Origin of the sequence: Ruegeria arenilitoris, from assembly GCF_013030265.1 — a bacterium.
In the GTDB taxonomy this organism is placed as follows: Bacteria; Pseudomonadota; Alphaproteobacteria; order Rhodobacterales; family Rhodobacteraceae; genus Ruegeria; species Ruegeria arenilitoris_E.
The window spans coordinates 1-24,733 of sequence record NZ_WPZQ01000013.1 but is presented as its reverse complement, the minus strand read 5'-3'; the positions used below and the strand labels follow the sequence as shown (position 1 = coordinate 24,733).

Below are 24,733 nucleotides of genomic sequence, written 5' to 3'. Positions count from 1 at the left end.
TTGTTGGATCTTGTCGATCCGTGGCGCTCTCTAAGGCATTTTACCGATCAGGTTCAAGCCCTTATTTTGCGCCTCGTTTCGCCGGTGTTTAACTTGTTTCCGGCGTCCCGATAGGCGGCCTAATTAGGCAGGTGGCGCAGGGGGGTCAACCCCTTTTTTCAGGAATCTGCGTGACAGGGTGGATTCATTTTGTGACCATCGCTATATGCCCGCCATGCAACACTTACACGATACCGGTTTGCCCTTTATGAAGATGCACGGGCTGGGCAATGACTTTGTCATTGTCGATGCGCGCGCTCATTCTGCAGCCATTACTCCGGCTCTGGCCAAAGGAATCGGACATCGACAGATTGGTGTTGGTTTCGATCAGCTAGCCGTCATCGAAAACGGCGAATCGGACGCGCACCTGGTGTTCTATAATGCGGACGGCTCTACATCGGCGGCCTGCGGGAACGCCACCCGCTGTATTGCACGGTTTCTGATGGAGGAAACCGGGAAATCCGAACTTTCGCTGACGACTGAACGCGGGACACTCTTCGCCCGCGATGCCGGAAACGGTCTGACATCCGTTAACATGGGGCAGCCTCAGCTGAACTGGCAGGAAATTCCGTTGTCCGAGGAGATGGATACATTGGAACTGCCGATCGAAGGCGCACCGACCGCGACCGGTATGGGCAATCCGCATTGCACGTTTTTCGTTGAGAATGCCGAGGCAATACCGCTTGAGGAATTTGGCGCGCGATATGAGTACCACCCACTTTATCCCGAACGCACCAATGTACAGGTCGCCCAGATCATCGGGACCGACCATATCCGGATGCGCGTCTGGGAACGGGGTGTCGGAATCACGCTCGCCTCAGGCTCTTCTTCCTGCGCGACTGCGGTTGCGGCGACTCGGCGTGGCCTGACAGGGCGTAAAGTGCAAATAGAACTGGACGGTGGCACCATCTGGATTGACTGGCGCGACGACGGCGTCTGGATGACCGGACCCACTCGCCATGTCTTCTCTGGCACTTTGACGCCAGAGTTTCTGGAGTCGCTGGGATGAGCGCACCAAAATTCACAACACTGGGCTGTCGGCTCAACGCCTATGAAACCGAGGCGATGAAAGAGCTGTCGCAGCAAGCCGGGTTGCAGGATGCGGTGATCATAAACACCTGTGCCGTGACCGCCGAAGCCGTGCGCAAAGCCCGGCAGGAGATTCGCAAGCTGCGGCGTGAAAACCCAGATGCGCGCCTGATCGTAACGGGCTGCGCTGCGCAGACCGAGCCTGAGACATTTGTACAGATGGATGAGGTCGATGCGGTCATCGGCAACACCGAGAAAATGCAGCCCGACACTTGGAAAGGTATGGCCGCTGATTTCATAGGTGAGACCGAAGCGGTGCAGGTCGATGACATCATGTCGGTGACTGAAACAGCTGGCCATCTGATTGACGGTTTTGGGACCCGATCCCGCGCTTATGTACAGGTCCAGAATGGCTGTGACCATCGCTGTACCTTCTGCATCATTCCCTATGGCCGCGGCAACTCACGCAGCGTCCCAGCGGGCGTTGTGGTGGATCAGATCAAGCGGCTGGTGGACAAAGGTTATAACGAGGTTGTTCTGACCGGCGTCGACCTGACCTCATGGGGGGCAGATCTGCCCGCGCAGCCCAAGCTGGGCGATCTGGTCATGCGCATCCTGAAGCTGGTGCCTGACCTCCCACGCCTGCGGATCAGCTCGATTGATTCGATTGAGGTTGATGAGAACCTGATGCAGGCCATCGCGACCGAGCCGCGCCTGATGCCGCATCTGCATCTGTCCCTGCAGCATGGCGATGACCTGATCCTGAAACGGATGAAGCGCCGTCACCTGCGTGATGATGCAATCCGCTTTACGGAAGAGGCGCGCAGGTTGCGCCCTGAAATGACCTTTGGCGCAGACATCATCGCCGGTTTCCCGACCGAGACGGATGCCCATTTCGAAAACTCGCTAAAGCTGGTGACAGAGTGCGATCTGACCTGGTTGCATGTCTTCCCGTATTCCAAACGCGAAGGCACACCCGCCGCACGCATTCCGCAACAAGTGAACGGAAACACGATCAGGGAACGCGCGGCCAGACTTCGTCAGGCTGGCGAGCAGCAGGTTGCCCGCCATCTTGAGGCTCAGATTGGCAAGACCCATCAGATCCTCATGGAAAACGCGCATATGGGCCGCACAGAACAGTTTACCGAAGTGACGTTCGACCAAGCGCAAATCGAAGGTACGATTGTGAGCGGTGTGATTACCGGCAAATCTGCTTCGCAATTGCGGGCATAGCTACGCAGCAGCATCAGCAGGATCGGCCTCTGAACGCTTGATGGATCAGGCGGTGGTCCCTTTCGCATTCGCCATCCGGAAAACCATCCTACGAATTTAGGTATCACCAAAGAAAACCCCCGCAACCATCTGGTGCGGGGGTTTTGAAATTGCGATCACTTAAGACCTTAGTCCTTACGGATCTTGCCTTTGTGAGGTGCCCAAAGGCGCTTGTTCACAAGATAAAGCAATACCGACATAATCGTCAGGAAGATTACACCAACAAAGCCTGCATTCTTGCGGTCCATCATCTTGGGCTCAGCCGCCCACATCAGGAACGCAGAAACATCTTCGGACATCGCTTCAACACTGGCCGGGTGACCATCGGCAAACTCGACCTGATCTTCAGCCAGCGGTGGGGCCATAGAGATCCAGCCACCGGGGAATGCGGTGTTTTCGTACAGGATCGTACCCGCTTCTTCCTTTTCCTTACCGGTATAGCCATCCAGCAGAGAGGCGATGTATTCCGCGCCACCCATGCCTTTGATCAACTGGTTGATGCCAGTGCCTTTCGGGCCATGGAAGCCAGCGCGGGCCTTGGCCATCAGGCTCAGGTCAGGTGCGCCAACGGCGTCGTTGGCCGGGAAGTGGTCGGTCGGGATGGCCGGACGAAAATCGTCCAGCTCGGGATCGAACACTTCAAAGTTGTCAGCCGAATAAGTGATGACCTGCTCTTCGGTGTACCCCAGATCCTCAAGGGTACGAAGAGGTACGTATCTCAGGCCGTGGCAGGCCGCGCAGACTTCGGTGTAAACCTGAAGGCCGCGCTGAAGCTGATGTTCATCATAGGTGCCGAACGGACCTTCGAATGAAAAGTCAAAGTCCTCGATGTGCTGCTCACCGCCACCTGCCGCAAAGGTCGAGGCGGGCGCAAGGGCCAGAGCAAACGCGGCACCGATTGCAAGTTTCTTGAACATGTTTCCGGTCCCTCTTCTTACTCGGCCGGCGTGGCATCGGCGTTAGCCTTGCCATAATGCGCGTTGAAGTCTTCTTCGATAGTCTCAGGCTGCGCCAGAGGTTTCTCGATCACACCCAGGATCGGCAGGATCACGAAGAAATAGGCGAACCAGTAGGCGGACGCGATCAACGACCAGGTTGCATAAGGCTCTTCCGCGGGCATCGCACCCAGCCACATCAGGGCAAAGAAGTCGACGATCAGCAGGTAGAACCACCATTTGAACATCGGACGATACTTGCCCGAACGCACGGTCGAAGTGTCCAGCCAGGGCGCCAGAGCCATGGCCAGGATCGCACCGAACATCGCGATCACACCAAAGAACTTGGCGTCGATGATGCCGCCGGTGATGAAGCTGGCGAACTGAACGACCCATACCTCACCGGTGAAGGCCCGCAGGATCGCGTAGAACGGCAGGAAGTACCATTCAGGGACGATATGTGCAGGTGTGACCAACGGGTTGGCTTCGATGTAGTTGTCCGGGTGACCCAAGTAGTTCGGCATGTAGCCAACAATGGCCCAGAACACGACCAGAATGACGGCCAGTGCGAACAGATCCTTGATCACGAAGTAGGGCCAGAACGGCAGGGTGTCTTTCTCGGCCTCGGCCTTTGAGCCGCGACGCACTTCAACACCTGTGGGGTTGTTGTTACCGGTGGTGTGGAAGGCCCAGATGTGCACGATAACCAGCGCCGCAATGATGAACGGCAGCAGGTAGTGCAGCGAGAAGAAGCGGTTCAGCGTAGCGTTGTCCACTGCGGGTCCGCCCAGCAGCCAGGTCTGGATTGCGTCGCCAACAAACGGGATCGCGCCAAACAGGCCGGTGATCACGGTTGCACCCCAGAAGGACATCTGACCCCAAGGCAGAACGTAGCCCATGAACGCAGTACCCATCATCATCAGGTAGATGAGCATACCGATGATCCACGTGATCTCGCGCGGGGCTTTGTACGAGCCGTAGAACAGGCCGCGGAACATGTGAATGTAGACCGCAACAAAGAACAGCGACGCGCCGTTCATGTGCAGATAGCGGATCATGTAGCCGCCATTCACGTTACGCATGATGTGCTCGACGCTGGCGAAGGCCAGATCGACATGCGGGGTGTAGTGCATCACCAGAACAATGCCGGTAACGATTTGCAACGCCAGGCAGAATGCCAGAACGATGCCCCAGATCCACCACCAGTTCAGGTTCTTGGGGGTTGGGATCATGAGGGTGTCATAAAGCAGGCCGACGATCGGCAGACGGCTGTTCAGCCACTTCTCGCCTTTGGTCTTTGGCTCATAGTGGTCGTGGGGAATTCCTGACATTCTGGGTCTCCCTTAGCCGAGTTTGATTGTGCTGTTGTCCACCCATTCTGCGGGCGGGACAGGAAGGTTCTCGGGCGCGGGGCCCTTACGGATACGACCGGCAAGGTCATAGTGCGACCCGTGGCAGGGGCAGAACCAGCCACCAAAGTCGCCAGCGTCGCCCAGCGGCACACAGCCGAGGTGCGTACAAACGCCCATCTGAACAATCCATGCACCCGGCGCTTCGCCTTCGGGCGACGGCATCACGCGGTTGGCGTCCGTCGCAGGAGCATCAGGGTTCAGGTTGAAGTTACGGGCCAGCGGATCAGGCAGCGCGTCAACGCCTTCTGCATCCTGTTCCTGGGCTTCGGTGATCTCGGCACCTGTGCGGTGACGGATAAAGACCGGTTTACCCAGCCATTTCACGGTCAGCTGCGTTCCAGGCTCGACCCCGCTTACGTCAACGCGGATCGAGGACAGAGCCTGTACATCTGCCGAAGGATTCATCTGGTTGACCAGGGGCCAAACAACAGCCCCCGTTGCTACGACACCTGCGCCGCCAGCGACGTAGTAGAGGAAGTCTCTGCGGGTGCCTTCGTGGTCTTCTGCGTGGGACACGAGGTTTTCTCCGATTATCTGGCGCCCGCGTACGGGCATATAGCTCGCGCACCGCACGAATGCGGTGTCTTAAACGGGGTATCTATCGGGGAGAAATCGGTTCGTCCAGCGGTCATAGGCGCGCATTACGCCGCATCCGGGCTTTCATGTCACAACGAAGGCCAATTATTTCAAGATATGAAGCGGATTAAATCTGTTTCATCACTTAGAGCACTCGGCAACAAACTTGCTGATTCGGCGAAATCCGTTTGCTCTGCGAGCAGCGGCTGAAGGTCCGACCAACATTCAGACGCCGTTTCGAACGGCTGGATTGGATAGTAATAAGAAACGGAATTGCGCAACCATAGCGGTATTGTATTTAGTTTAAATTATTAATTTAAAATAGATATTTCCAGATCCGCCCCGAGAGGCAGATTTCTATTGCACCCCAAACGAGAATGTCCGAAAGGCCAAATCGCGCGAACTCCTTACAGGAGATAACTCATGTCAAAGGTCACTGTGACCACGGTGTTGTTAACGATTGCGATTTCAACTCAGGCCTCGGCTGCCGGTGATCCGGAAAAAGGTGAAAAACTCTACAATAGGTGCTCATCCTGCCATGCGATCATCAAGGATGGCGAAGTTCTGGTTAAAGGTGGCATCACCGGACCGAATCTCTATGGGGTGGTCGGGCGCGTTGCCGGATCCGAAAACGATTATCGCTATGGTAGCGAGCGTTTGCCCATCGGTATGTTCACCGATGATATGATCCGTGCGGGTGATGAAGGTCTGGTCTGGACCGAAGAAAACATCGCGGCTTACTCCGAAAACCCAATCGTTTTCATTCAGGAGTATCTGGATGACGAATCAGCCCGCCCCAACATGAGCGTTAAGCTGAAGAAAGGGGCCGACGATGTCGCGGCCTATCTTGCTACCTTCAGCGATCAGTAAAAAGTTCCCGTTTCCCGGCGCTGGTCACGTCGTCCGCATCAACGCGGCCAGCCGTCCGGTTTCAACACCAAAGCCCGCAGCCTCAACCTGATCAGCAGCGCCCAATCGAGCATCTTCTGTCTTGTTTTGGTTCAGTTTCCAAGTGCCCTGAACATCTTCGACCTGCATGCGGCACGGCACGATCATCCGCATCATTCGCACCAATGCGCCCTTGGACATTTTACCTGAGACCCAAGGCGGTTTTGGCAACAGGCGTGTTTCATAAAATTCTGATTGGCGGTCCAGAAGATCAGGCAATGTGTCCTGCGGCATCAGCTTAAGTTGGCCGGTCAAATGCACCGCGACATAATTCCAGGTCGGCACCTGATCTTCGACTGCATACCAATCCGGAGAAATGTAGCCATCTGGCCCGGAAACTGCGATCCGCACAGCCTGAGGCTGCTTCAATAACCGGACAATGGGATTTGAACGCACAAGATGAAGCTCTGCCACTTGTCCATCTTCATCCAGAACGAATGGGACATGACTTAGCAACGGCGCATCCTGCGTCGACAGGGCAAGAATACCAAACGCGCGATCCCGGGCGAAGGCCACATGGCGCGCGCGATCTTCGGCGCGAAAGGCTGGGTTGGGGTGCATACCTGTCCTCCTGCCAACAGCACTTGCAGAACCGGGCAGTCCTTGGCAAGCTCTGCGATGTTCTCAGGGCGGGGCGAAATTCCCCACCGGCGGTATGCGGGCTGCGACCCGTAAGCCCGCGAGCGGCCCCGGTTAACGGGGTGTCAGCAGATCTGGTGAGAAGCCAGAGCCGACGGTTACAGTCCGGATGAAAGAGAACGTGCAGCACGTCGGCCTTGCCGCGTGCCTGCCCGTGATCGCCTTGGGTGACGTGTCTGTTGCGAAAGGAGATCATGATGACACACACCCGCTATGCTTTTGTAAAAGCCAACTGGCATTCCGATATTGTTGATCAGGCCCTAGAAGGGTTTCTGGAACTCATCCCCGCCGATCAGGTTGACGTGTTCGACGTCCCCGGCGCGTTTGAGATGCCGCTGCTGGCCCGCGATCTGGCCCAGACCGGCCGCTATGCCGCGGTCGCCTGCGCGGCGTTTGTCGTGGATGGCGGTATTTACCGGCACGATTTCGTGGCTCAGGCCGTTGTCGATGGGTTGATGCGTGCTGGTATGGATTCAGGCGTACCGGTCTTGTCCGTTTCCCTGACGCCGCATCAGTATCAGGAGACCGATCACCACAACGCCATCTACCGCGCGCATTTTGTCGAAAAAGGCCGCGAAGCCGCACAAGCTGCGCTGAAAATCAACGCGACGCGCACAAAACTGGCCACTGCTGCGTAAGCTCATTGGGTTGGGGCAAACACGCCCCAACCGCAAATCCGCTTGAGGCCAAGGGCCTTGCCCGCTAATCACGACGCTCAAAGGAGCATGCCCCATGTCGATGAACAGTTATGGCCACCTCTTCCGTGTCACCACCTGGGGTGAAAGTCACGGACCCGCGTTGGGCGCGACCGTCGATGGCTGCCCTCCGGGCGTTGCGATCGATGAGGGCATGATTCAGCATTGGCTGGACAAGCGCAAACCAGGTCAGAACAAGTTCACGACCCAGCGGCGTGAACCTGATCAAGTGAAAATCCTGTCCGGCGTGTTCGAAGGCCAGACCACGGGTACGCCTGTGCAGCTGATGATCGAAAACACCGATCAGCGCTCGAAAGACTACGGCGACATTATGGACAAGTTCCGTCCGGGTCACGCCGACATCACCTACTGGCAAAAGTACGGCATCCGCGACTATCGCGGCGGCGGGCGCAGTTCGGCGCGTGAAACCGCATCTCGCGTTGCGGCAGGCGGTCTGGCGCGCGAGGCGATCAAACAGATCGCTCCGAACGTGCAGATCACCGGCTATATGACTCAGATTGGGCCGCATAAGATCGACCGGGACAATTTCGACTGGTCCCAGATCGAACAGAACCCATTCTGGACCCCCGATGCTCAAGCGGCTGAGGACTGGGCTGCTTACCTGGACGGCCTGCGCAAATCCGGTAATTCGGTTGGGGCGATTGTTGAGGTTGTGGCACGCGGCGTTCCTGCCGGGATCGGCGCGCCGGTTTATGCCAAGTTAGACACTGATCTGGCCGCTGCGATGATGTCGATCAACGCGGTGAAAGGCGTTGAGATCGGCGAAGGTATGGCCGCCGCCGAACTGACGGGTGAGGCTAACGCGGATGAGATCTTCATGGGGCAGAATGGCCCCCAATACAGCTCGAATCACTCGGGCGGTATTCTCGGCGGGATCTCGACTGGTCAGGACCTCGTCGTACGGTTCGCAGTTAAGCCGACTTCGTCGATCCTGACGACTCGTAAAACCATCACCAAATCCGGTGAAGAGACCGAAATTATCACCAAGGGCCGACACGACCCCTGCGTTGGTATTCGCGCCGTGCCTGTGGGTGAGGCAATGATGGCCTGCGTGATCCTCGACCATCTGCTGCTGCATCGCGGCCAAATCGGCGAGAATCGTGGCCGGATTGGCTGAACTTCGCGACAGCCTGCGCGACATCGTACGGGCCCGCATGGCAACAGATCCGGCCCATGATCTGGCTCATCTGGACCGGGTCTGGGTAAATGTGCAGGCCATTGCGAATGACCAGAACGATATGCGCGTGCTACTTGCTGCGAGTTACCTTCACGATCTGGTCAATCTAGCAAAAGACGATCCGAACCGCCATCTGGCCTCACGGCGATCCGCCGAGGAATCAGAGTCTATTCTTGAGAACCTGGGCTTTGGCGAGAGCGAAATTCAAAACACTCAACATGCAATTGTTGCCCACAGCTACTCTGCAGGGGTCCCTCCAGAAACGGACGAAGCATGCATTCTGCGCGACGCTGACCGTCTGGATGCTCTGGGTGCCATCGGTATAGCCCGTACTTTTTTAGTTGCTGGTGCGTTGGACCGCCCGCTTTACGATCCTTCTGATCCTTTCGCAGAACAGCGACCCCTGAACGATCTGCAATTCTCGATTGATCACTGGAAGGTCAAACTCCTGAATTTGCCGGACGATATGCTGACGGAAGCCGGCAGAGAAATTGCACGTACCAGAACCGCGCGCATGATCCGGTTTCTCGAAGACTTCGCGGATGAGATTGGCAGCAGGCTGCCACGAAGCTGGGTGAATCGATAATCCCGACCAGCAGACATTGATCTTTGCCAAACAAAGGCGCAGGGTCGCGCCGATGGCAAAATCCTTAACATCGCATCGACCTGTTCTTGCCGTGACGCTGAAGCTCAGCGCCCTGTTCTTGTTCACGGCTATGTCGGCACTGGTCAAAGCTCTGTCAGAAGACTTTCCGCCAGGAGAACTGGTGTTCTTTCGCTCACTTTTTGCCATCCCGGTCATCATTATCTGGCTGATATCACGCGGAGAATTGGCGCAGGGTTTTGTCGTGAAGAAACCAATGGGCCACTTCTGGCGCGGAGTGCTGGGCACGATGGCGATGGGCCTGACCTTTACGGGGCTTAGCCTGCTGCCGCTGCCCGAAGTCACGGCAATTGGCTACGCCACTCCGATCTTCACTCTGATTCTTGCCGCAGTCATGCTGGGTGAGCGCATCCGAATGATACGTATCGGCGCGGTCGCCATCGGGCTGCTGGGTGTCCTGATCATGATCTGGCCTCGCCTCGGCAGTAGCGAACTGGAAGTGGCGGCCACCATCGGGGCTCTGTGCGTTCTTGGTGCAACCATCGCTCGTGCCTTTGTTCAGATTCACATTCGGCAGCTGGTTCAGGTCGATCATCCTGCGGCGATCGTATTCTATTTCTCGATGACGGCGACGCTGTTGTCCGGGCTGACCGTTTTCTGGGGCTGGACCATGCCCACATGGGAACAGGCCGCTATCCTGATTGCGATGGGTCTGACAGGTGGCGTTGCCCAGATACTTGTCACCTCGTCTTACAGGTTCGGGCAGGCCTCGATGCTGGCGCCATATGACTATACCAGCATGCTGTTTGCCATAATCATCGGATATCTCTGGTTTGACGAACTGCCGACACTTGCCATCCTGATCGGTGCAGCGCTCGTCATTGCTGGCAATGTGGTGGTGATCTGGCGCGAACATCAGCTTGGGTTGGAGCGTGGCAAAGCCCGATCGGTGACAGACCCGAAAGCGTGACTTTACCTTTTCACAACTTCCCCTAGTTTGGGCCCGACAATTGACGAGGTATCTCCATGAGCGACGCACAGGATCACAAAGAAAAGATGCAGGAGGTGCAGGCCAAGCACCGCAAGAAAGTGTCCGAGGCGGTCGACCCCGGGCGCGGTCTGGTTCTGATCAATACCGGCAAGGGCAAAGGCAAATCCTCTGCCGCTTTTGGCGTCGTAATCCGCGCGCTGGGGTGGGGCCAAAAGGTTGCCGTGGTGCAATTCATCAAAGGCAAGTGGAAAACCGGTGAACGCCGTTTCTTTGAAGAGCGGGATCTGGTGACCTGGCACACGATGGGTGAGGGCTTTACCTGGGATACCCAAGACCGCGAACGCGACATAGCCGCAGCAACCGCTGCCTTCGACAAAGCATGTGCGCTGATGGCAAGTGGAGACTATGATCTGGTCGTGCTGGACGAAATCAACATTGCGTTACGCTATGAGTATCTTTCGGTCGAGACCGTTATCGAAGGTCTCAAAGCCCGGTCAGACAAAACCAGCGTTTTCCTTACAGGCCGTGATGCACCCCAGGAACTGCGGGAATATGCGGATCTGGTGACCGAAATGACCGAAGAGAAGCACCCGTTTCAGGCTGGCATCAAAGCTCAGCGCGGCGTGGACTTTTGATATTCTAAGCCCCGTTCGAGCTTATGTTTTCGGGCGGGGATCGCTGTTTTCGTACAGCCTGCGAACGGATTGGCGTGGTTCTTCGCGATCTTCGGGATACGGATCACAGCAACCTTCAGGATTTTCACAACACTTTTGATCCAGATAGGCGGCAATATCGTCGTCCAGTGAACATCCGCCAATCGCGGATGAGCCCTGCAATGAAACCAACTTGTCGATCGGATCGCGCATATTGCCACCCCTTGGTTCGTTTCCGAGACGGTGGCGCGCCCTCACAATGGAATTCGCTAAGCGCGCAAACCGCCTCGAAACTTAAGGCTTGATCATCTCGTATCTGGCGTTGCGCTATATCTGATTAATTTAGTCAGATTTATCAAGCCCTGAATCGAAAATTTTTGGCTCAACACCTGCCCGCTCTTTCTCGCTGTTTCGAAAATTCAAACAGAGGTGATCACCATTTCCACGGTCTGAGCCGCCGGTATTTAATACCGGCGGCTCAGATTTGCGAGCGTAGCGCTCAGATGTGGTGACACAGGCTCATGCTCTGTCAGGCGGTTACGCCCTGTTCGGGAGCGCTGAGTGAGATCACAGCAACGACGGCAGCGCCGTTCAGCCAGTAGTAGATCGCATCCAGTCCCGAGAAGCCAAACAGGCTGGGCGCAAACAAAAAGGTGATACCCACAATCAGATCGACCGCGAGATGGAATTTGTAAGGCAGAACCCGCCAGATCCCCAGATGATGATCGGTCAAAACGGTCAGAACAAAAGCCGCGGCACCGGTAACTACAGACAACCAAAACGCCATTGGGTTCGACTGCCCCAGTCCCAGGACAAAAGGCAGGACCATCAACGCAATGGCCACCGGATAGTCCAGATATGCGTGGACCGAACGGGTTACGAAACGAAGAGACATCTGAATTTCCTTTCCTTGATGAGATATGACCAAAGAATAGGAAGCGCGGGTCGGACGGTGCAGCCCAGATCGTCTCAGAAACATTGCCGATCGTTCAGAAGTATAGGATTATCAGTGCATCGCCCTGTAAGCTGCCGGGGACAGGCCAACCTGCTTTTTGAACACCCGTGAGAACGCGGCCTCTGAGGCATATCCGACCTCGGCCGCAGCATCCGCTACGTTCCAGCGGCTTTCTGTCAATCCATGACAGGCAATCTGCATGCGCCAATCCGTCAGGTACTGCATTGGCGTCGTGTGCATCTTTTCCGCAAACAGTTGCGCAAAAGCGGTGCGTGACATGCCTGCCTCTTTGGCCAAAGTGGCGACGCTCCACTCCTGAGCGGGGGATTGGTGAAAAGCTGTCAAAGCGCGGGAAATGCGTTGATCGGCGAAACCTGCCAAAGCTGCATCACTTGTGCTTTGACGCTCCAGATATGCGCGGATGGCCTGTGCGAACAGAACCTCTGACAATTTCAGCGCGATCAGATCGCCCCCGATCCGCGCTCCGGCCACTTCGGAACCGATCATGCGCAAAGTAGCCTCGACCCAAGCACCCGCGTCCTCACCATAGTTTTCGATCAGAATATATGGCGGCAACCGGTCTATCAGCATATGGCCGGTTCCACGGCGACCGGCGGGTCCGGTGAATGAGAAATGCCCGCAGATCAGCTGCGTATCCCTGTCCTCATCCGCGCCACCATACACAAGAACACCGTCGCCCTTGTAACCCGAAGCCTCCAGAACCTGTTCCAACGGCAGCGCGTCCATCGGCTTGACCTCGTTGCACAGCAGTGCGTGCGCCGCACCATGAGGGATCAGGATCAGATCACCCTGGCGCAGACGAATGGATTCGCCTGTGGAAGAAACGTAGACCTTCAGCTCACCCCGCTGAACAAAATGGAATCGTGCCACGTTTTCAAAGCTCGGCACCTGAATCCCGAAAGGCGGAGTGAAAGACGTGCGAAAGTAGAATGTTCCCCGCAAAGACAAACGGGTGAGAATATCGCTGAGCAAATCCAACATGGCCCGAACCTATCTCAATTAGAGCGTTCGTCCACCTGTCTGAACGATTGGCATGGAATTCCGCACGCACCGCAACAAAAAACCCCCGCATAAGCGAGGGTTTCAAGGATCCTTATCGTGAGATCAGGAGCGAACCAGCTTCTCGTAGTCTTCCGCAATCTCACGCGTCAGATCGCCTACCTCAAACGTGTAGTCGCCGATTTGACCGACAGGAGTGACTTCGGCCGCAGTTCCGGTCAGCCAGCACTGTTCGAAATCAGACATCTCTTCGGGCATGATGTGACGCTCATGTACGGTGATGCCTTTGTCTTTCAGCATCTGGATGACCGTCTGCCGGGTAATCCCGTTCAGGAAGCAGTCCGCCAGCGGCGTGTGAACCTCACCATCCTTGACGAAGAAGACATTTGCGCCTGTCGCCTCTGCCACATAGCCGCGATAGTCCATGAAGAGCGCATCCGAGCAACCTTTGGCCTCGGCCTTGTGCTTTGAAATGGTGCAGATCATGTAAAGCCCCGCCGCCTTGGCGTGAACCGGGATGGTTTCCGGGCTGGGGCGTTTCCATTCTGCGATGTCCAGCTTGGCACCCTGCATCTTGGCATCACCGTAATACGCACCCCATGGCCAGACAGCGATGGCCATGCGCACAGGGTTCTTGGCCGATGCAACGCCCATGTCTTCGCCAGAACCACGCCAGACCAGAGCCCGTACATAGGCATCCTGCAGGCCGCTTGCCTTCAGCGCCTCTTCCTTTGCCGCTTCGATTTCATCAACCGAATAGGGCATCGGCATATCCAATGCCTCGGCCGAGGCAATCAGGCGCTCGGAATGTTCCCGGCTTTTGAATATCTTGCCGTTATAGGCCCGCTCACCTTCAAAAACCGAAGAGGCATAGTGCATCGCGTGGGACAGAATATGCACATTGGCCTCGCGCCAGGGCACCAGTTCGCCATCCAACCAGATGACACCATCACGATCGTCATACCCCGCCATGCGAAACCTCCTGAACCGGGCTGAATTTTCGATTGTTGCGCCATTTAAGACCGAAGCGGACATAATGTTGCGCAAAAACTGCGATTCGATACCTGTACGCACTTGGAATGTCAATAACGCTGACATAAAGTCAGCCTGAGTAACGAATGAGGCATGATATGTCCGAAATCCGCCCCGCGCCTGTCTTTGGCGGAGAAAGCCTGTTGTTTCTGACCGATGAGCAGTTGCGGCAGGGAATCGAGGCGATGTTCTTTGCTTATCGAGGGTTTACCGCGGATCCGGATCGTATTTTGACCCAGATGGCCTATGGGCGCGCCCATCACCGGGCCATCCATTTTATCAACCGCGCCCCCGGAACAACGGTAAACAACCTGTTAGCTATCCTTGGCGTGACGAAACAATCGCTAAATAGGGTACTGAGAACCCTGATTGACGATGGTCTGGTCGAAAGTCGCGTCGGGACCGTAGACAAGCGGGAACGCCATTTGTTTCTGACGGAGAAAGGCAAGGCATTGGAATCCAAGCTATCGGATGCACAGCGCGCCCGGATGCGCGCCGCCTACAAGGATGCAGGCCCCGAGGCCGTGGCAGGATTTCGCAAAGTGCTTGAAGCGATGATGGATGCTGATATGCGTCGTGCATATACGAAACTGCGGGATACAACCTCATGAGCGATATGGACGCCCATCTGCTGATCGTCGACGATGACGAGCGTATTCGCGATCTGCTCAAGAAGTTTTTGATGCGTAATGGCTTTCTTGTCACCGCAGCCCGCGATGCCGCCCATGCGCGCCGGGTTCTGTCCGGTTTGGATTTCGACCTGATCGTTCTGGATGTGATGATGCCCGGCGAGGATGGGGTCAGTTTAACCCGTGCCCTGCGGGAAACACATACAACACCGATCCTGTTGCTGACCGCGCGCGGTGAAACCGAACATCGAATTGCAGGTCTTGAGGCTGGCGCGGATGACTATTTGGCTAAGCCGTTCGAACCCAAGGAACTGTTGCTGCGCATAAATGCGATCCTGCGCCGGATGCCGGAAACGCCCGCTCAGGATGCAGTGTCGAAAATTCTGCATCTAGGACCGATCCGCTATGACATCGAACGTGGTGAGATGTGGCAGGGTGAGGATCCGGTGCGTCTGACCGCCACTGAAAGCCAGTTGATGAAGATCTTTTCCGGCCAGCCCGGCGAGCCGATCAGCCGTGCCAAACTGGTTGAGGATCTGGGCCGCGACAAAGGCCAGGCCCAGGAACGCGCCGTGGACGTTCAGATCACACGCCTGCGCCGCAAGATCGAGCAGGATCCAAAACAGCCGCGTTATCTGCAGACCGTGCGCGGTGCTGGCTACATGCTGGCGCCCGATTAATTCGCAGCCTCGGCCATAACAAGAAAACAGGAAAACAGTATGAAAACCGCCCTGATCACTCATGCTGATTGCCTCGGCCACGTCACGCCGCAGGGACATCCCGAACGCGTGGAGCGGCTGAAACACATCCTTCATGCGCTCGAGCCGCTGGATCTGCAACGGGTTACTGCGCCGCTCGCGGCAGATGATGATCTGTTGCGCATTCACCCGGAAAGCCACATTCGGGATATCCGCAGCAACCGGCCCAACGAAGGATTTAAGCAGATCGACGGAGACACGTTCATGTCGCCAGGGTCAGTCGATGCCGCCTATCGCGCGGCCGGGGCGGTTGTTCGGGCGGTCGATCTGGTTCTGGGAGGTGAAGCCCCAAACGCATTCTGCGCCATCCGCCCACCCGGACATCACGCAGAACGCGAAACCGCCATGGGGTTCTGCCTGTTCGGGAATGCCGCACTGGCTGCAAAGCACGCACTGGATCATCACGGACTAAAACGCGTGGCTGTGGTCGATTTCGATGTACACCACGGTAATGGGACACAGGATCTTTTGTGGGATGAACCACGCGCACTGGTGATCACCAGCCAACAGATGCCACTTTGGCCTGGATCGGGGCGGCCCGACGAGACAGGTGCCTATGACACCGTATTGAACATTCCACTTGCACCCGGATCTGGTGGGGCCGAGATGCGCGCAGCCTACGAGACGCAGGCATTCCCGCGTTTGCGCGACTTCAAACCTGAACTGGTCATCATTTCAGCGGGTTTCGATGCTCATCAGGACGATCCGCTGGCCAATCTGAATTGGTCAACCGGTGATTTCGCGTGGGTCACGGCCGAGTTATGCAAGATCGCCAAAGAATTCTGCGATGGTCGTATCGTCTCGACTCTTGAAGGTGGTTATGATCTGAACGCACTGGCCGAGGCGACACGCGCCCATGTGCAGGAACTGATGAAGGCAGCCCCATGACAGATACTCCCGTAGATCAAATGACGTTCGAACAGGCGATGAAAGAGCTTGAAGCCGTTGTTGGCCAGCTGGAGCGTGGTGATGTGGCTTTGGATCAGTCCATCGCGCTTTATGAACGTGGCGCCGCGCTGAAAAAGCGCTGCGAGGACGAGCTGAAGCGGGCCGAAGAAAAGGTGGCTGCCATCACGCTGGACGCCAATGGTCAGCCGACCGGGACGACACCTGTCGAAGGGCTCTGAATGTTTCGTGAAATTCTTGCGCAGGATGCAGACAGCATTCAGACGCAGTTCGATCTGGTTCTTGGCGCACTGGACGATCTCGATGTAACCCGCGCGATGGCCTATGCCACGCAGGGCGGAAAACGTCTGCGCGGTTTTCTGGTTCTGGAAAGCGCCCGTCTGCATGGGATTGATGAATCACACGCGATCTGGCCTGCGACGGGTATTGAGGCGCTACACGCGTATTCTCTGGTACATGACGACTTGCCGTGCATGGACGACGATGACTTGCGGCGCGGACGTCCGACGGTTCACGTGAAATGGAACGATGGCATTGCCGTTCTTGCCGGCGATGCGCTGCAGACCCTTGCATTTGAACTCTGTACCCGGGCGGAAATAGGAAGCGCTGACGTGCGCGCCGAATTGGCTCTGACACTGGCCAAGGCGAGCGGGGCACAAGGTATGGTGCTGGGGCAAGCGCTGGACATTGCCGCTGAAACAGCCCCTGATCCTCTGACGCTGGAGGAAATCACGCAACTGCAGTCAGGAAAGACCGGGGCCCTGATCGAGTGGTCCGCCTGCGCCGGGGCCCGGATGGCACAGGCCGATCCTGCGCCATTGCGCCGATATGCCCAAGCATTGGGGCTTGCCTTTCAGATCGCCGATGACATCCTTGATGTAGAGGGCGATGCCAAGAAAGCCGGAAAACGTCTGCAAAAGGATGCCGATGCAGGCAAGGCAACCTTTGTTTCGCTGTTGGGACTGGAGGCAGCCAAGACCCGTGCAACCGATCTGATTGATCAGGCCTGCGCGGCATTGGATGGTTACGGACCCAAAGCCGAAACCTTGAAGGAAGCCGCACGCTTCGTTATTGCCCGGGACAGCTAAGCCAGGAACGCGCCAAATGTCTGACCGCCCGAATACGCCCCTGCTGGACCTTGTGAACCGCCCGGCGGATCTCAAGCAGTTCTCGGATGCGCAGCTGCACCAACTGGCCAGCGAATTGCGGGCCGAGACGATTTCTGCCGTATCTGTTACAGGTGGACATCTGGGCGCAGGTCTGGGTGTTGTGGAGCTAACAACTGCGCTGCACGCTGTTTTTGACACACCCCGGGACAAGATCATCTGGGACGTAGGCCACCAGTGCTACCCGCATAAAATTCTGACCGAACGGCGCGACCGGATTCGAACGCTGCGCCAAAAGGACGGGTTAAGCGGTTTCACCAAACGCAGCGAAAGCCCCTATGACCCGTTTGGCGCGGCGCATAGTTCTACTTCGATCAGCGCAGCGCTTGGATTTGCCGTCGCGCGGGATCTTGGTGGTGTCACTCCCGAAGGGCTGGGTGATGCAATTGCGGTGATTGGCGACGGATCGCTGTCTGCGGGCATGGCATTTGAGGCCATGAACAATGCCGGCCATTTGAAGAAGCGCCTGTTCGTCATTCTGAACGACAATGAGATGAGCATCGCTCCACCGGTTGGGGCACTGTCGAACTATCTGTCCCGCATCTATGCCGAAGAGCCGTTCCACGACCTGAAGGCTGCGGCCAAAGGTGCCGTGTCCTTGTTGCCTGAACCATTCCGCGAGGGTGCAAAACGCGCCAAGGAAATGTTGAAGGGTATGGCAGTCGGCGGAACCCTGTTTGAAGAACTGGGCTTCTCATACCTCGGTCCGATCGACGGGCACGATCTGGATCAGCTTCTGCCCGTCCTGCGTACGGTCAAAGCACGGGCAACCGGTCCAATCTTGATCCATGTGCTGACGAAAAAGGGCAAAGGCTACGCTCCGGCAGAGCAGGCACGCGATAAAGGCCATGCAACAGCAAAATTCGATGTTGTTACCGGCAAGCAGAAAAAGACCCCTTCGAATGCGCCCTCTTACACGTCGGTTTTTGGAAAAACGCTGGTTGAAGAAGCCGCACGCGACGACAAAATCGTAGCTGTCACCGCCGCCATGCCGGATGGCACCGGGCTGAACCTGTTTGCGGAACGCTACCCGTCACGTTGCTTTGATGTGGCAATCGCCGAACAGCATGGGGTCACCTTCTCAGCTGCATTGGCTGCCGGAGGAATGAAGCCTTTCTGCGCGATGTATTCCACTTTCCTGCAGCGCGGGTACGACCAGGTCGTGCATGACGTGGCCATTCAGCGCCTGCCCGTTCGATTTGCTATCGATCGTGCCGGTCTGGTCGGTGCCGACGGTGCTACCCACGCCGGATCGTTTGACATCGCGTACCTTGCGAATTTGCCGGGCATGGTTGTCATGGCCGCAGCAGATGAAGCCGAGCTGATGCATATGGTGGCCACGGCGGCCGCACATAACGATGGCCCCATCGCGTTCCGTTATCCGCGTGGTGAGGGTGTTGGAGTGGATCTGCCTGAACGAGGTGAGGTTCTTGAAATCGGCAAGGGTCGGTTGATTCAATCCGGTTCTCGCGTTGCCCTGCTGTCCTTCGGCACGCGTCTGGCTGAGGTCCAGTCAGCAGCTGAAATGCTATCGGCCAAGGGCATCACGCCAACAATCGCGGATGCCCGGTTCGCCAAACCTTTGGATCGCGATTTGATCCTTGAACTAGCCGAGAACCACGAAGCCCTGATCACCATTGAAGAAGGTGCCGTGGGAGGCTTTGGCAGTCATGTCGCACAGCTGTTAGCGGAAGAGGGCGTCTTTGATCACGGTCTGAAATACCGCTCAATGGTATTGCCGGATATCTTCATCGACCAATCCAGCCCGGCAGATATGTACGCTGTTGCAGGCATGAACGCTGAACAGATCGAGGCCAAAGTGCTATCGACTCTTGGCGTTGCATCCATTGGCGAAAAGCGGGCGTAAAACGGGATTGCAGTAGACCAGACCAGCGATACTGGCTGCTTGTCCGTCAAATATGGTGCCTCAAGAGGGACTCGAACCCCCGACCTTGTCCTTACGAAGGACCTGCTCTACCAGCTGAGCTATTGAGGCAATAACAGCAGCAGTGTTTAGACATTCGCCAGTTGTCCCGCAAGTCTGAAATCTCGTGGATTGATGAGTGGCTGTTACGTCCAAACAGACTCAGCTCACATGCGGCAAGCAAGGTGCATAACACCAATCTCGCCATCGGGGATAGAGTGCCGGAAATTTAGACAGCGACTTTTGGATACTCTTGGTGTTCTTTGCCCAAAACAAAATTGCCACCCGGTCCCATCGGACCTGGGTGGCAACCTATCAGAAACTGTGCGAGTTCTGTGTTGGGTGGTCAGTCAGGCTGCATCTGGATGCTAACAGCGCGGACCTCATACTGACCATCTAAGTGTGTTCGGCTGTGTTTCCTCCTTTTTCTGTAGTGCCCTAGGCACAGCTCAGTCTTCATTCCAGTGCTTGTGGTCTTCTTTGAAATCGTCGCGACGTTCTTGTGCTTCGTCCTGCGCGTCTTCGAAATTGTCCTTCTGGATCGCACCGCCCACGGCACCGACTGCGGCGCCAGCGGCAGCGCCGCCCACGATGCTTTCGCCAGCAATACCGGCGACCGTTGCGCCGACAACTGCGCCTTTGATGGCTTTATCGGTGACGTAATCAGCGTGAGCTGTGGCCGCCATGGTGATCAGAAGCGCGCCTGAGATCGGGGCGATAAAGAATTTCTTCGAGGTCTTCATAGGGTTCATCCTTGTTCTGGGTCAGCAACCACCTCGGCTGCTGTGTGCCATTGAACTAGGTGACCCGATGGCCGGCTTTCTTTTGGAGACGGGACAAGGTTTTGTGGATCTTGGACATCTTCCGACCCCGCGCGCTGCAGGGTTCAAGCCTAGCGGCCAGTTCTACGGAACCTGGCAGGCGTTTCACCTGTCCACCGCTTGAACGCCACCGAAAAGGCGGCCTGATCCGCAAATCCAAGCATGAAGGCAACACGAGCCACACCCTCACCACTACGAAGCATCCGTTTGGACAGGTCGCACAGCACACCTTCCAAGAGTGCTTTATAGCTAGTTCCTTCCGCCGACAGGTGCCGGGTCATGGTGCGTCGCGTCAGGCCCAGCTCTGCGGCTATATCGTCGCCGTTAGGTATCGGTCCGGGAAGACGCTCTCCAAGCATATCCACAATTCGGTCGGACAGGCTTCGGACCGCATCTGGCTGCGCCTTCAGTTGCTCTTCGCCATGCCGACGCAAGTGCCCCAGCAAAGTTGGGTCTGCGGTCGGGATCCGAAAGCTCATGCCATTTGTGGGTAAGCCCAACGCGTATCCGGCTTTGAACCCTACGACTTCGCATCCCGCCAATTCAGAGAGCTTTTTGCAATGCTCGCTGTCGTCCGTTTCCAACTCGATTGAGATCGGAGCAAGCCCGCCCGAGGTGATCTGTTGAACGCGCTTATAAAGACCAAATATCAGCATCTCGCGATGGCGAGGATATTGATGTGCCGGGATCACATTGCTTTCCAGCGTAATCTTGGGCTCATCGGGCGCTCCTACGACGTCCAGACGCAGGTCGGGGTCTTGCATAGCATAAAAGCGCTGTGTCAATGCCAGCGCATCTTCGACCGTTTCAGCTGCCCGTACAATGTACGCCAAAAGCGTTCCCGGGCCTTGCGCAGAAAGCCCTACCCGCGCAGCAAAGGTTTTGTCTTCGAGAACACGGCACACAGTTTCAACGGTGCCCGCTTCATGCAGCAGTTCGACAGTGGCATCCGGGCCGTCGACGACATCTGAAGGTGCACCTGCCATTTCCAGAATTTCTGTAAACGGAATGCGTGCGCCGGGTTCTTGCGCATAGCGCAGCCCAACACTTTGCAATCTGTAAGCGCTGATGCGTGGCACTTTTGCATCCTCCCCTGACTGGCACGCAACCCCTTGCAGTCACTGCAATTGTCCAGAAGACAACAACAAATGTCCAGAACCCTAAGGATCGGAGGCGCGACGACGGTTAGGTCCGGGTCATCAGAAAGGACAAGGCAATGATCTACTTCGCAAGGTACTACCGCGTTTTCAAAACAATCCACGACTGCGCCAGACAGGAATGGTCCGGCGGCAAAGGTCAAGGCCTGCGGGCTTCGACGCTTGGCGAGAAAACACCGAACGGGCGTCGCTGGGATCCCCCCTACGCTCCAGCGGAACAGCCTTCAGAACCATCACAACAACCTACCGGGAACTGACGTTTCCTAAATCCAAAATCAACTTCCGCAGCCCGACTGCGAACAAAAGGACCTGAATCATGAAACCACCCGCGTTCCTGATGGCGCCCATAATCGGCGTCATCTCAACTCCTGCCCTCGCCGCTGGCGGCGACCCCAGATGGTGGGTCTCACCCAATCAAACCGACACCTATGCCTGGGTCGGCCTGATCGTTCTCTTCCTGGCGATCCTACTGGTCGTACACCTTTATGCGCGCTTTGAGCGCTACACCGAGCGCAAATCAATCGGCACTCCGCTGCGCACAACTGTTCCGGTGATGCTTACCATAGCCTTGGCGTACGAATTGATGCCCGCACTCAGCCACTTCAGCATTCTGTTACCAGGCGCGTTGATCCTGACCGCGATCGCCCGCGACTTCATGTTGTGGTGGCGTCCTTCGAAAGAGGAATTGGTAAAATGATTGAGCTGCTCGTCACATCTTTTCCGTTTGTCCTGCGCGTGATCTACCTGAAATGGCGTGGGCTGCCGGTCACCCTCTACAATGTTCACCGGGCGCTCTTCATGTGGTTCGTCCTGGCCCTGATCGTGTTCTTTGCCGTGTTCTACTATTACCCCAAATCCTACACCGGCCTTGTGCCCTTCAGAACCGTTCCGGTCGTCGCCGAAAATGGCGGAACGGTCACAGATATCTATGTAAAGGGCGGTGATCACGTCGCACCCGGCGATCCGCTGTTTGCCGTCGAGAACGCGTCTGAACAGGCCGCTGTAGATTTTGCGACACGCAAAGTTGAGGAGATCGAAAGCGCAAAACTCGCAGCTGAGTTGCAAGTCCAGACTGCCCAAGCCGTGCTGGATGCCGCAACTACTGCCAGAGAGCAGGCCGAGCTGGTGCTTATGGATCACAAGTCGCTTCAAGCAAAGGGCTCTGCAGCATTTCAGGTGAGTCAGCTGGAGCGCGCGCAGGCAACCTTGAGCACTCGGGAAGCAGAGGTTGAGGCTGCCGAAACGCAACTTGGCGTAGCGCAAGTCCAGGCGACTGCTGTTCTTCCTGCTCAACTTGCATCGGCGCGCGCGTCGTTGAAGCAGGCTCAAGTGGAGCTGTCAAAAACTCTGACGCTCAGCTCGGTCGATGGTGTAGTTGAACAAGTCACCCTGAATGTCGGATCGCGCGCAGCACAAGCCGCAATGAGCCCTGCTATGCTGATCGTACCCGACCGGAAAGATGCCGAGCGGGGACGTATCGTTGCTGGCTTCTCGCAGGTTTCGCGTACGGAATTGTACGAAGGAATGGCGGCAGAAGTGGCGTGTGAAAGCAATTTCAACATCTCAATGCGCAACACCGTTCTTCCGGCCAGGATTGTACGCATTCAAGACTCGATTTCCTCCGGTCAGCTTGCGCCCAGCGGTCGCCTGATCGAACCCAGTGAAAAGGCAAAGCGGGGACAGATCGTTGTACATCTTGACCTTGTACACCCAGAGCATCGCGATCTTTTGGTGCCAGGTAGTGGTTGCATCGTCCAATCCTACACCACCAATTTCGAAGGTGACATGGAAGGAACAATTGTCGCTCACGGGATCCAGGCAATGGGCATCATCAAGGCGGTCGGTCTTCGGGTTAAAGCCTGGTTCGGTCTGACCTCGGGTATCGGCCTGATCGGTGGTGGGCACGCTTAGTCGTATAAACAGCCTCTCTCCTAAAGATGCGCGGCTTCCAACGAACGTTGGGAGCCGTTTCAGCATAAGGCCGGTAGGAAACTCTGATAAATATCGTATACTATTGGAACTCCAACACAATTTTTCAGCTTTAATCTCAAGAATCGTTACGCTGCAATAGCAGTCCTTCTCAGGAGCATGCAGAATATACACAGACCTGAGTGACGGCTTCGGCTACTCACCTACCATTTTCTGGCTGGTTCTGATCGTCATGAATTTACGATAAGGGCACTACAAGTAACTAGGTATTGGGTAGCTATGATAAGGCGTCGATTATTCCTTTTATTCCTCAGATGACAGTTCTCTCAAAACTCGAAAACCAGCTACAGACGACCTGCTACTTGGATCAGGGCCCGCTCGGGCGCCCAATCTCGAATAGTCCATACCTGCTGGATACGCGCCGCCCTTCGCCACACGCCGTTCACAAAATGGGTTGAGCGCGTGTTTAAGATGCTCACTGGACGTTCGCCAACCTTCATGCCGCTCGGTCCAACATGACATTGTCTGTTCGACAACATTCCCCGACATGTGTCTCAAACCCCACCCATTTGCTGCATCCATTTCGTCTACGGGCACTGGCTTGCCTCGTGATATGAGGTCCGGGCGTTTTTCGTTCAGCATGATCTCTGTCGCACTGCCCAGAAAATTCACCTGGTCCGTCGTGACTTCCTCACCTTGCGCAAAGGGTGTTTGGGTCCCAGACCGTGCCGCATATTCCCATTCTGCCTCGGTTGGTAAGCGATATACATCTGCTCCAACCTTTTTGTTCAGCCATTCGGTGTAGGTCAGTGCATCCTCGTACGAAACGGTTATAACAGGGTGTTTGCCCCTGATTATTGCTCGCGGTGCATTTTCTTGAAGTACATAATCTTGGGGGATGTAACCACCACATCCACCATCTTGAACGCAAGCCATCCACTGATCGTAGGTGACTTCATTCTTCCCCATAGCTACCGGGATATTGATCTCTACCCGATGTAAGGGACCCTCATGATATGCAATATATGGATCTTCGGGAGTGACGTAGCGAATCTCGCCTTCCCCCCAATGCACATTCTCCCGCGACTCACCCGGCGGACCTCCCATGGTGAACTCACCCAGCGGGAGAACAATCATTTCAGGACAAACATCGCACTCCTGAAACATCTCGAGATCGGAAACTTCGGAGCCATCCTCAAGTAGGTACTGCGCCTTCACGGTTACGGCTAAAGCACACAGAACGCCTGACAAGACTAAACACTTTGATACCAATAGTCCTGAACCCTAAGCCTGTATTTGAGGTATTAAAATCAATTCTGGGCTGAACTTCGTCCAAGCGCCTTGGTGTCGCAACTAATATATGAGACTTGGTCGTATTTGTGATGGCATTTGCATTCTTTATTCCTTCCACAGTGCTTGCAACGGCGATGGTGTGAGCGCAAAGA

The 24,733-nt window shown here is 56.2% G+C and carries 28 protein-coding genes, 1 tRNA gene and 1 riboswitch; of the genes, 16 read left to right on the top strand and 13 right to left on the bottom strand.

Going from position 1 to position 24,733, the window contains the following annotated elements; translation table 11 throughout:
• Positions 1 to 205 precede the first annotated feature (205 nt).
• Complete coding sequence (gene dapF, locus GOX61_RS19850; RefSeq protein WP_170336539.1) at positions 206 to 1,048, top strand: diaminopimelate epimerase; 843 nt, start codon at positions 206 to 208, stop codon at positions 1,046 to 1,048.
• The gene (gene mtaB / locus GOX61_RS19845; RefSeq protein ID WP_170336537.1) at positions 1,045 to 2,301 is read left to right on the top strand and encodes a tRNA (N(6)-L-threonylcarbamoyladenosine(37)-C(2))-methylthiotransferase MtaB; all 1,257 of its coding nucleotides are present in this window, start codon (positions 1,045 to 1,047) and stop codon (positions 2,299 to 2,301) included. The genes dapF and mtaB overlap by 4 nt, the downstream gene beginning before the upstream one ends.
• Before the next feature lie 167 nt (positions 2,302 to 2,468).
• On the opposite strand, the gene GOX61_RS19840 is transcribed toward mtaB, so the two are convergent.
• The 3 genes from GOX61_RS19840 to petA are packed head-to-tail and all read right to left on the bottom strand — an operon-like array spanning position 2,469 to position 5,203.
• Positions 2,469 to 3,257, bottom strand: coding sequence for a cytochrome c1 (locus tag GOX61_RS19840; RefSeq protein WP_170336535.1), 789 nt, complete (start codon positions 3,255 to 3,257; stop codon positions 2,469 to 2,471).
• Positions 3,258 to 3,274: 17 nt separating this feature from the next.
• Complete coding sequence (gene petB / locus GOX61_RS19835) at positions 3,275 to 4,606, bottom strand: cytochrome b (RefSeq protein WP_170336533.1); 1,332 nt, start codon at positions 4,604 to 4,606, stop codon at positions 3,275 to 3,277.
• A gap of 12 nt (positions 4,607 to 4,618) precedes the next feature.
• Positions 4,619 to 5,203 carry a ubiquinol-cytochrome c reductase iron-sulfur subunit gene (petA, locus tag GOX61_RS19830; protein ID WP_170336531.1) on the bottom strand — a complete coding sequence of 195 codons (585 nt, stop codon included), beginning with the start codon at positions 5,201 to 5,203 and terminating at the stop codon, positions 4,619 to 4,621.
• Positions 5,204 to 5,686: 483 nt separating this feature from the next.
• Between petA and GOX61_RS19825 the strand changes: the two genes are divergently transcribed.
• Positions 5,687 to 6,133, top strand: a complete 447-nt coding sequence (locus tag GOX61_RS19825; protein WP_155146838.1) for a c-type cytochrome — start codon at positions 5,687 to 5,689, stop codon at positions 6,131 to 6,133.
• Between the two features lie 24 nt (positions 6,134 to 6,157).
• Here the strand turns inward: GOX61_RS19825 and GOX61_RS19820 are convergent, their stop codons facing one another.
• Positions 6,158 to 6,772 carry an FMN-binding negative transcriptional regulator gene (locus tag GOX61_RS19820; protein WP_170336528.1) on the bottom strand — a complete coding sequence of 205 codons (615 nt, stop codon included), beginning with the start codon at positions 6,770 to 6,772 and terminating at the stop codon, positions 6,158 to 6,160.
• Positions 6,773 to 6,827: 55 nt separating this feature from the next.
• Positions 6,828 to 6,975: riboswitch (FMN riboswitch) on the top strand.
• A gap of 72 nt (positions 6,976 to 7,047) precedes the next feature.
• Between GOX61_RS19820 and GOX61_RS19815 the strand changes: the two genes are divergently transcribed.
• From GOX61_RS19815 to cobO, 5 genes are all read left to right on the top strand, one after another.
• Positions 7,048 to 7,488, top strand: a complete 441-nt coding sequence (locus GOX61_RS19815; protein ID WP_170336526.1) for a 6,7-dimethyl-8-ribityllumazine synthase — start codon at positions 7,048 to 7,050, stop codon at positions 7,486 to 7,488.
• 94 nt (positions 7,489 to 7,582) lie between these two features.
• Entirely contained in the window at positions 7,583 to 8,683 is a 1,101-nt protein-coding gene (gene aroC, locus GOX61_RS19810) for a chorismate synthase (protein ID WP_170336524.1), read from the top strand.
• Entirely contained in the window at positions 8,667 to 9,329 is a 663-nt protein-coding gene (locus GOX61_RS19805) for an HD domain-containing protein (protein ID WP_367646986.1), read from the top strand. Before aroC ends, GOX61_RS19805 begins: the two co-directional genes overlap by 17 nt.
• Before the next feature lie 52 nt (positions 9,330 to 9,381).
• A complete protein-coding gene (locus GOX61_RS19800) occupies positions 9,382 to 10,317 on the top strand; it encodes a DMT family transporter (RefSeq protein WP_155146844.1) in 936 nt (311 codons plus the stop codon).
• Between the two features lie 56 nt (positions 10,318 to 10,373).
• Positions 10,374 to 10,973 carry a cob(I)yrinic acid a,c-diamide adenosyltransferase gene (gene cobO / locus GOX61_RS19795; protein WP_155146846.1) on the top strand — a complete coding sequence of 200 codons (600 nt, stop codon included), beginning with the start codon at positions 10,374 to 10,376 and terminating at the stop codon, positions 10,971 to 10,973.
• Positions 10,974 to 10,994: 21 nt separating this feature from the next.
• On the opposite strand, the gene GOX61_RS19790 is transcribed toward cobO, so the two are convergent.
• From GOX61_RS19790 to GOX61_RS19775, 4 genes are all read right to left on the bottom strand, one after another.
• Positions 10,995 to 11,204, bottom strand: a complete 210-nt coding sequence (locus tag GOX61_RS19790; protein WP_170336522.1) for a hypothetical protein — start codon at positions 11,202 to 11,204, stop codon at positions 10,995 to 10,997.
• 316 nt (positions 11,205 to 11,520) lie between these two features.
• Positions 11,521 to 11,886, bottom strand: a complete 366-nt coding sequence (locus GOX61_RS19785; RefSeq protein WP_170336520.1) for an SPW repeat domain-containing protein — start codon at positions 11,884 to 11,886, stop codon at positions 11,521 to 11,523.
• 111 nt (positions 11,887 to 11,997) lie between these two features.
• Positions 11,998 to 12,948: an AraC family transcriptional regulator gene (locus tag GOX61_RS19780; protein ID WP_170336518.1), complete on the bottom strand. Its 951-nt coding sequence runs from the start codon at positions 12,946 to 12,948 to the stop codon at positions 11,998 to 12,000.
• A gap of 123 nt (positions 12,949 to 13,071) precedes the next feature.
• On the bottom strand, positions 13,072 to 13,938 hold the full coding sequence (locus tag GOX61_RS19775; RefSeq protein WP_155146853.1) for a branched-chain amino acid aminotransferase: 867 nt from the start codon (positions 13,936 to 13,938) through the stop codon (positions 13,072 to 13,074).
• Between the two features lie 158 nt (positions 13,939 to 14,096).
• Here GOX61_RS19775 and GOX61_RS19770 point away from each other — a divergent pair, with 158 nt between their 5' ends.
• Genes GOX61_RS19770 through dxs form a run of 6 tightly spaced genes read left to right on the top strand, consistent with a single transcriptional unit; the run spans position 14,097 to position 19,324 of the window.
• Positions 14,097 to 14,609: a MarR family winged helix-turn-helix transcriptional regulator gene (locus GOX61_RS19770; RefSeq protein ID WP_155146855.1), complete on the top strand. Its 513-nt coding sequence runs from the start codon at positions 14,097 to 14,099 to the stop codon at positions 14,607 to 14,609.
• On the top strand, positions 14,606 to 15,307 hold the full coding sequence (locus GOX61_RS19765; RefSeq protein WP_155146856.1) for a response regulator: 702 nt from the start codon (positions 14,606 to 14,608) through the stop codon (positions 15,305 to 15,307). Before GOX61_RS19770 ends, GOX61_RS19765 begins: the two co-directional genes overlap by 4 nt.
• 39 nt (positions 15,308 to 15,346) lie before the next feature.
• On the top strand, positions 15,347 to 16,273 hold the full coding sequence (locus GOX61_RS19760) for a histone deacetylase family protein (RefSeq protein WP_170336516.1): 927 nt from the start codon (positions 15,347 to 15,349) through the stop codon (positions 16,271 to 16,273).
• The gene (locus tag GOX61_RS19755; protein ID WP_155146860.1) at positions 16,270 to 16,512 is read left to right on the top strand and encodes an exodeoxyribonuclease VII small subunit; all 243 of its coding nucleotides are present in this window, start codon (positions 16,270 to 16,272) and stop codon (positions 16,510 to 16,512) included. Before GOX61_RS19760 ends, GOX61_RS19755 begins: the two co-directional genes overlap by 4 nt.
• On the top strand, positions 16,513 to 17,379 hold the full coding sequence (locus GOX61_RS19750) for a polyprenyl synthetase family protein (protein ID WP_170336514.1): 867 nt from the start codon (positions 16,513 to 16,515) through the stop codon (positions 17,377 to 17,379). It begins immediately after the preceding gene.
• Positions 17,380 to 17,395: 16 nt separating this feature from the next.
• Positions 17,396 to 19,324 carry a 1-deoxy-D-xylulose-5-phosphate synthase gene (dxs, locus tag GOX61_RS19745; RefSeq protein WP_170336512.1) on the top strand — a complete coding sequence of 643 codons (1,929 nt, stop codon included), beginning with the start codon at positions 17,396 to 17,398 and terminating at the stop codon, positions 19,322 to 19,324.
• 53 nt (positions 19,325 to 19,377) lie between these two features.
• Here the strand turns inward: dxs and GOX61_RS19740 are convergent.
• The 3 genes from GOX61_RS19740 to GOX61_RS19730 all read right to left on the bottom strand — a co-directional run bounded on the left by GOX61_RS19740 (position 19,378) and on the right by GOX61_RS19730 (position 21,281).
• Positions 19,378 to 19,453 (bottom strand) — tRNA-Thr (locus GOX61_RS19740).
• Between the two features lie 377 nt (positions 19,454 to 19,830).
• Positions 19,831 to 20,124, bottom strand: a complete 294-nt coding sequence (locus tag GOX61_RS19735) for a glycine zipper domain-containing protein (RefSeq protein WP_170336510.1) — start codon at positions 20,122 to 20,124, stop codon at positions 19,831 to 19,833.
• Between the two features lie 149 nt (positions 20,125 to 20,273).
• The gene (locus GOX61_RS19730; RefSeq protein WP_155146868.1) at positions 20,274 to 21,281 is read right to left on the bottom strand and encodes a helix-turn-helix domain-containing protein; all 1,008 of its coding nucleotides are present in this window, start codon (positions 21,279 to 21,281) and stop codon (positions 20,274 to 20,276) included.
• A gap of 394 nt (positions 21,282 to 21,675) precedes the next feature.
• On the opposite strand from GOX61_RS19730, the gene GOX61_RS19725 reads away from it, so the two are divergent.
• Positions 21,676 to 22,056, top strand: a complete 381-nt coding sequence (locus GOX61_RS19725; protein WP_155146870.1) for a hypothetical protein — start codon at positions 21,676 to 21,678, stop codon at positions 22,054 to 22,056.
• The gene (locus GOX61_RS19720; protein WP_155146872.1) at positions 22,053 to 23,270 is read left to right on the top strand and encodes an HlyD family secretion protein; all 1,218 of its coding nucleotides are present in this window, start codon (positions 22,053 to 22,055) and stop codon (positions 23,268 to 23,270) included. Before GOX61_RS19725 ends, GOX61_RS19720 begins: the two co-directional genes overlap by 4 nt.
• A 321-nt stretch (positions 23,271 to 23,591) precedes the next feature.
• On the opposite strand, the gene GOX61_RS19715 is transcribed toward GOX61_RS19720, so the two are convergent.
• Both GOX61_RS19715 and GOX61_RS22390 read right to left on the bottom strand, forming a co-directional pair.
• Entirely contained in the window at positions 23,592 to 24,506 is a 915-nt protein-coding gene (locus GOX61_RS19715; protein ID WP_170336508.1) for a formylglycine-generating enzyme family protein, read from the bottom strand.
• The coding region (locus tag GOX61_RS22390; protein ID WP_217353943.1) for a hypothetical protein at positions 24,484 to 24,733 on the bottom strand (250 nt) is incomplete at its 5' end. The genes GOX61_RS19715 and GOX61_RS22390, both read right to left, overlap by 23 nt.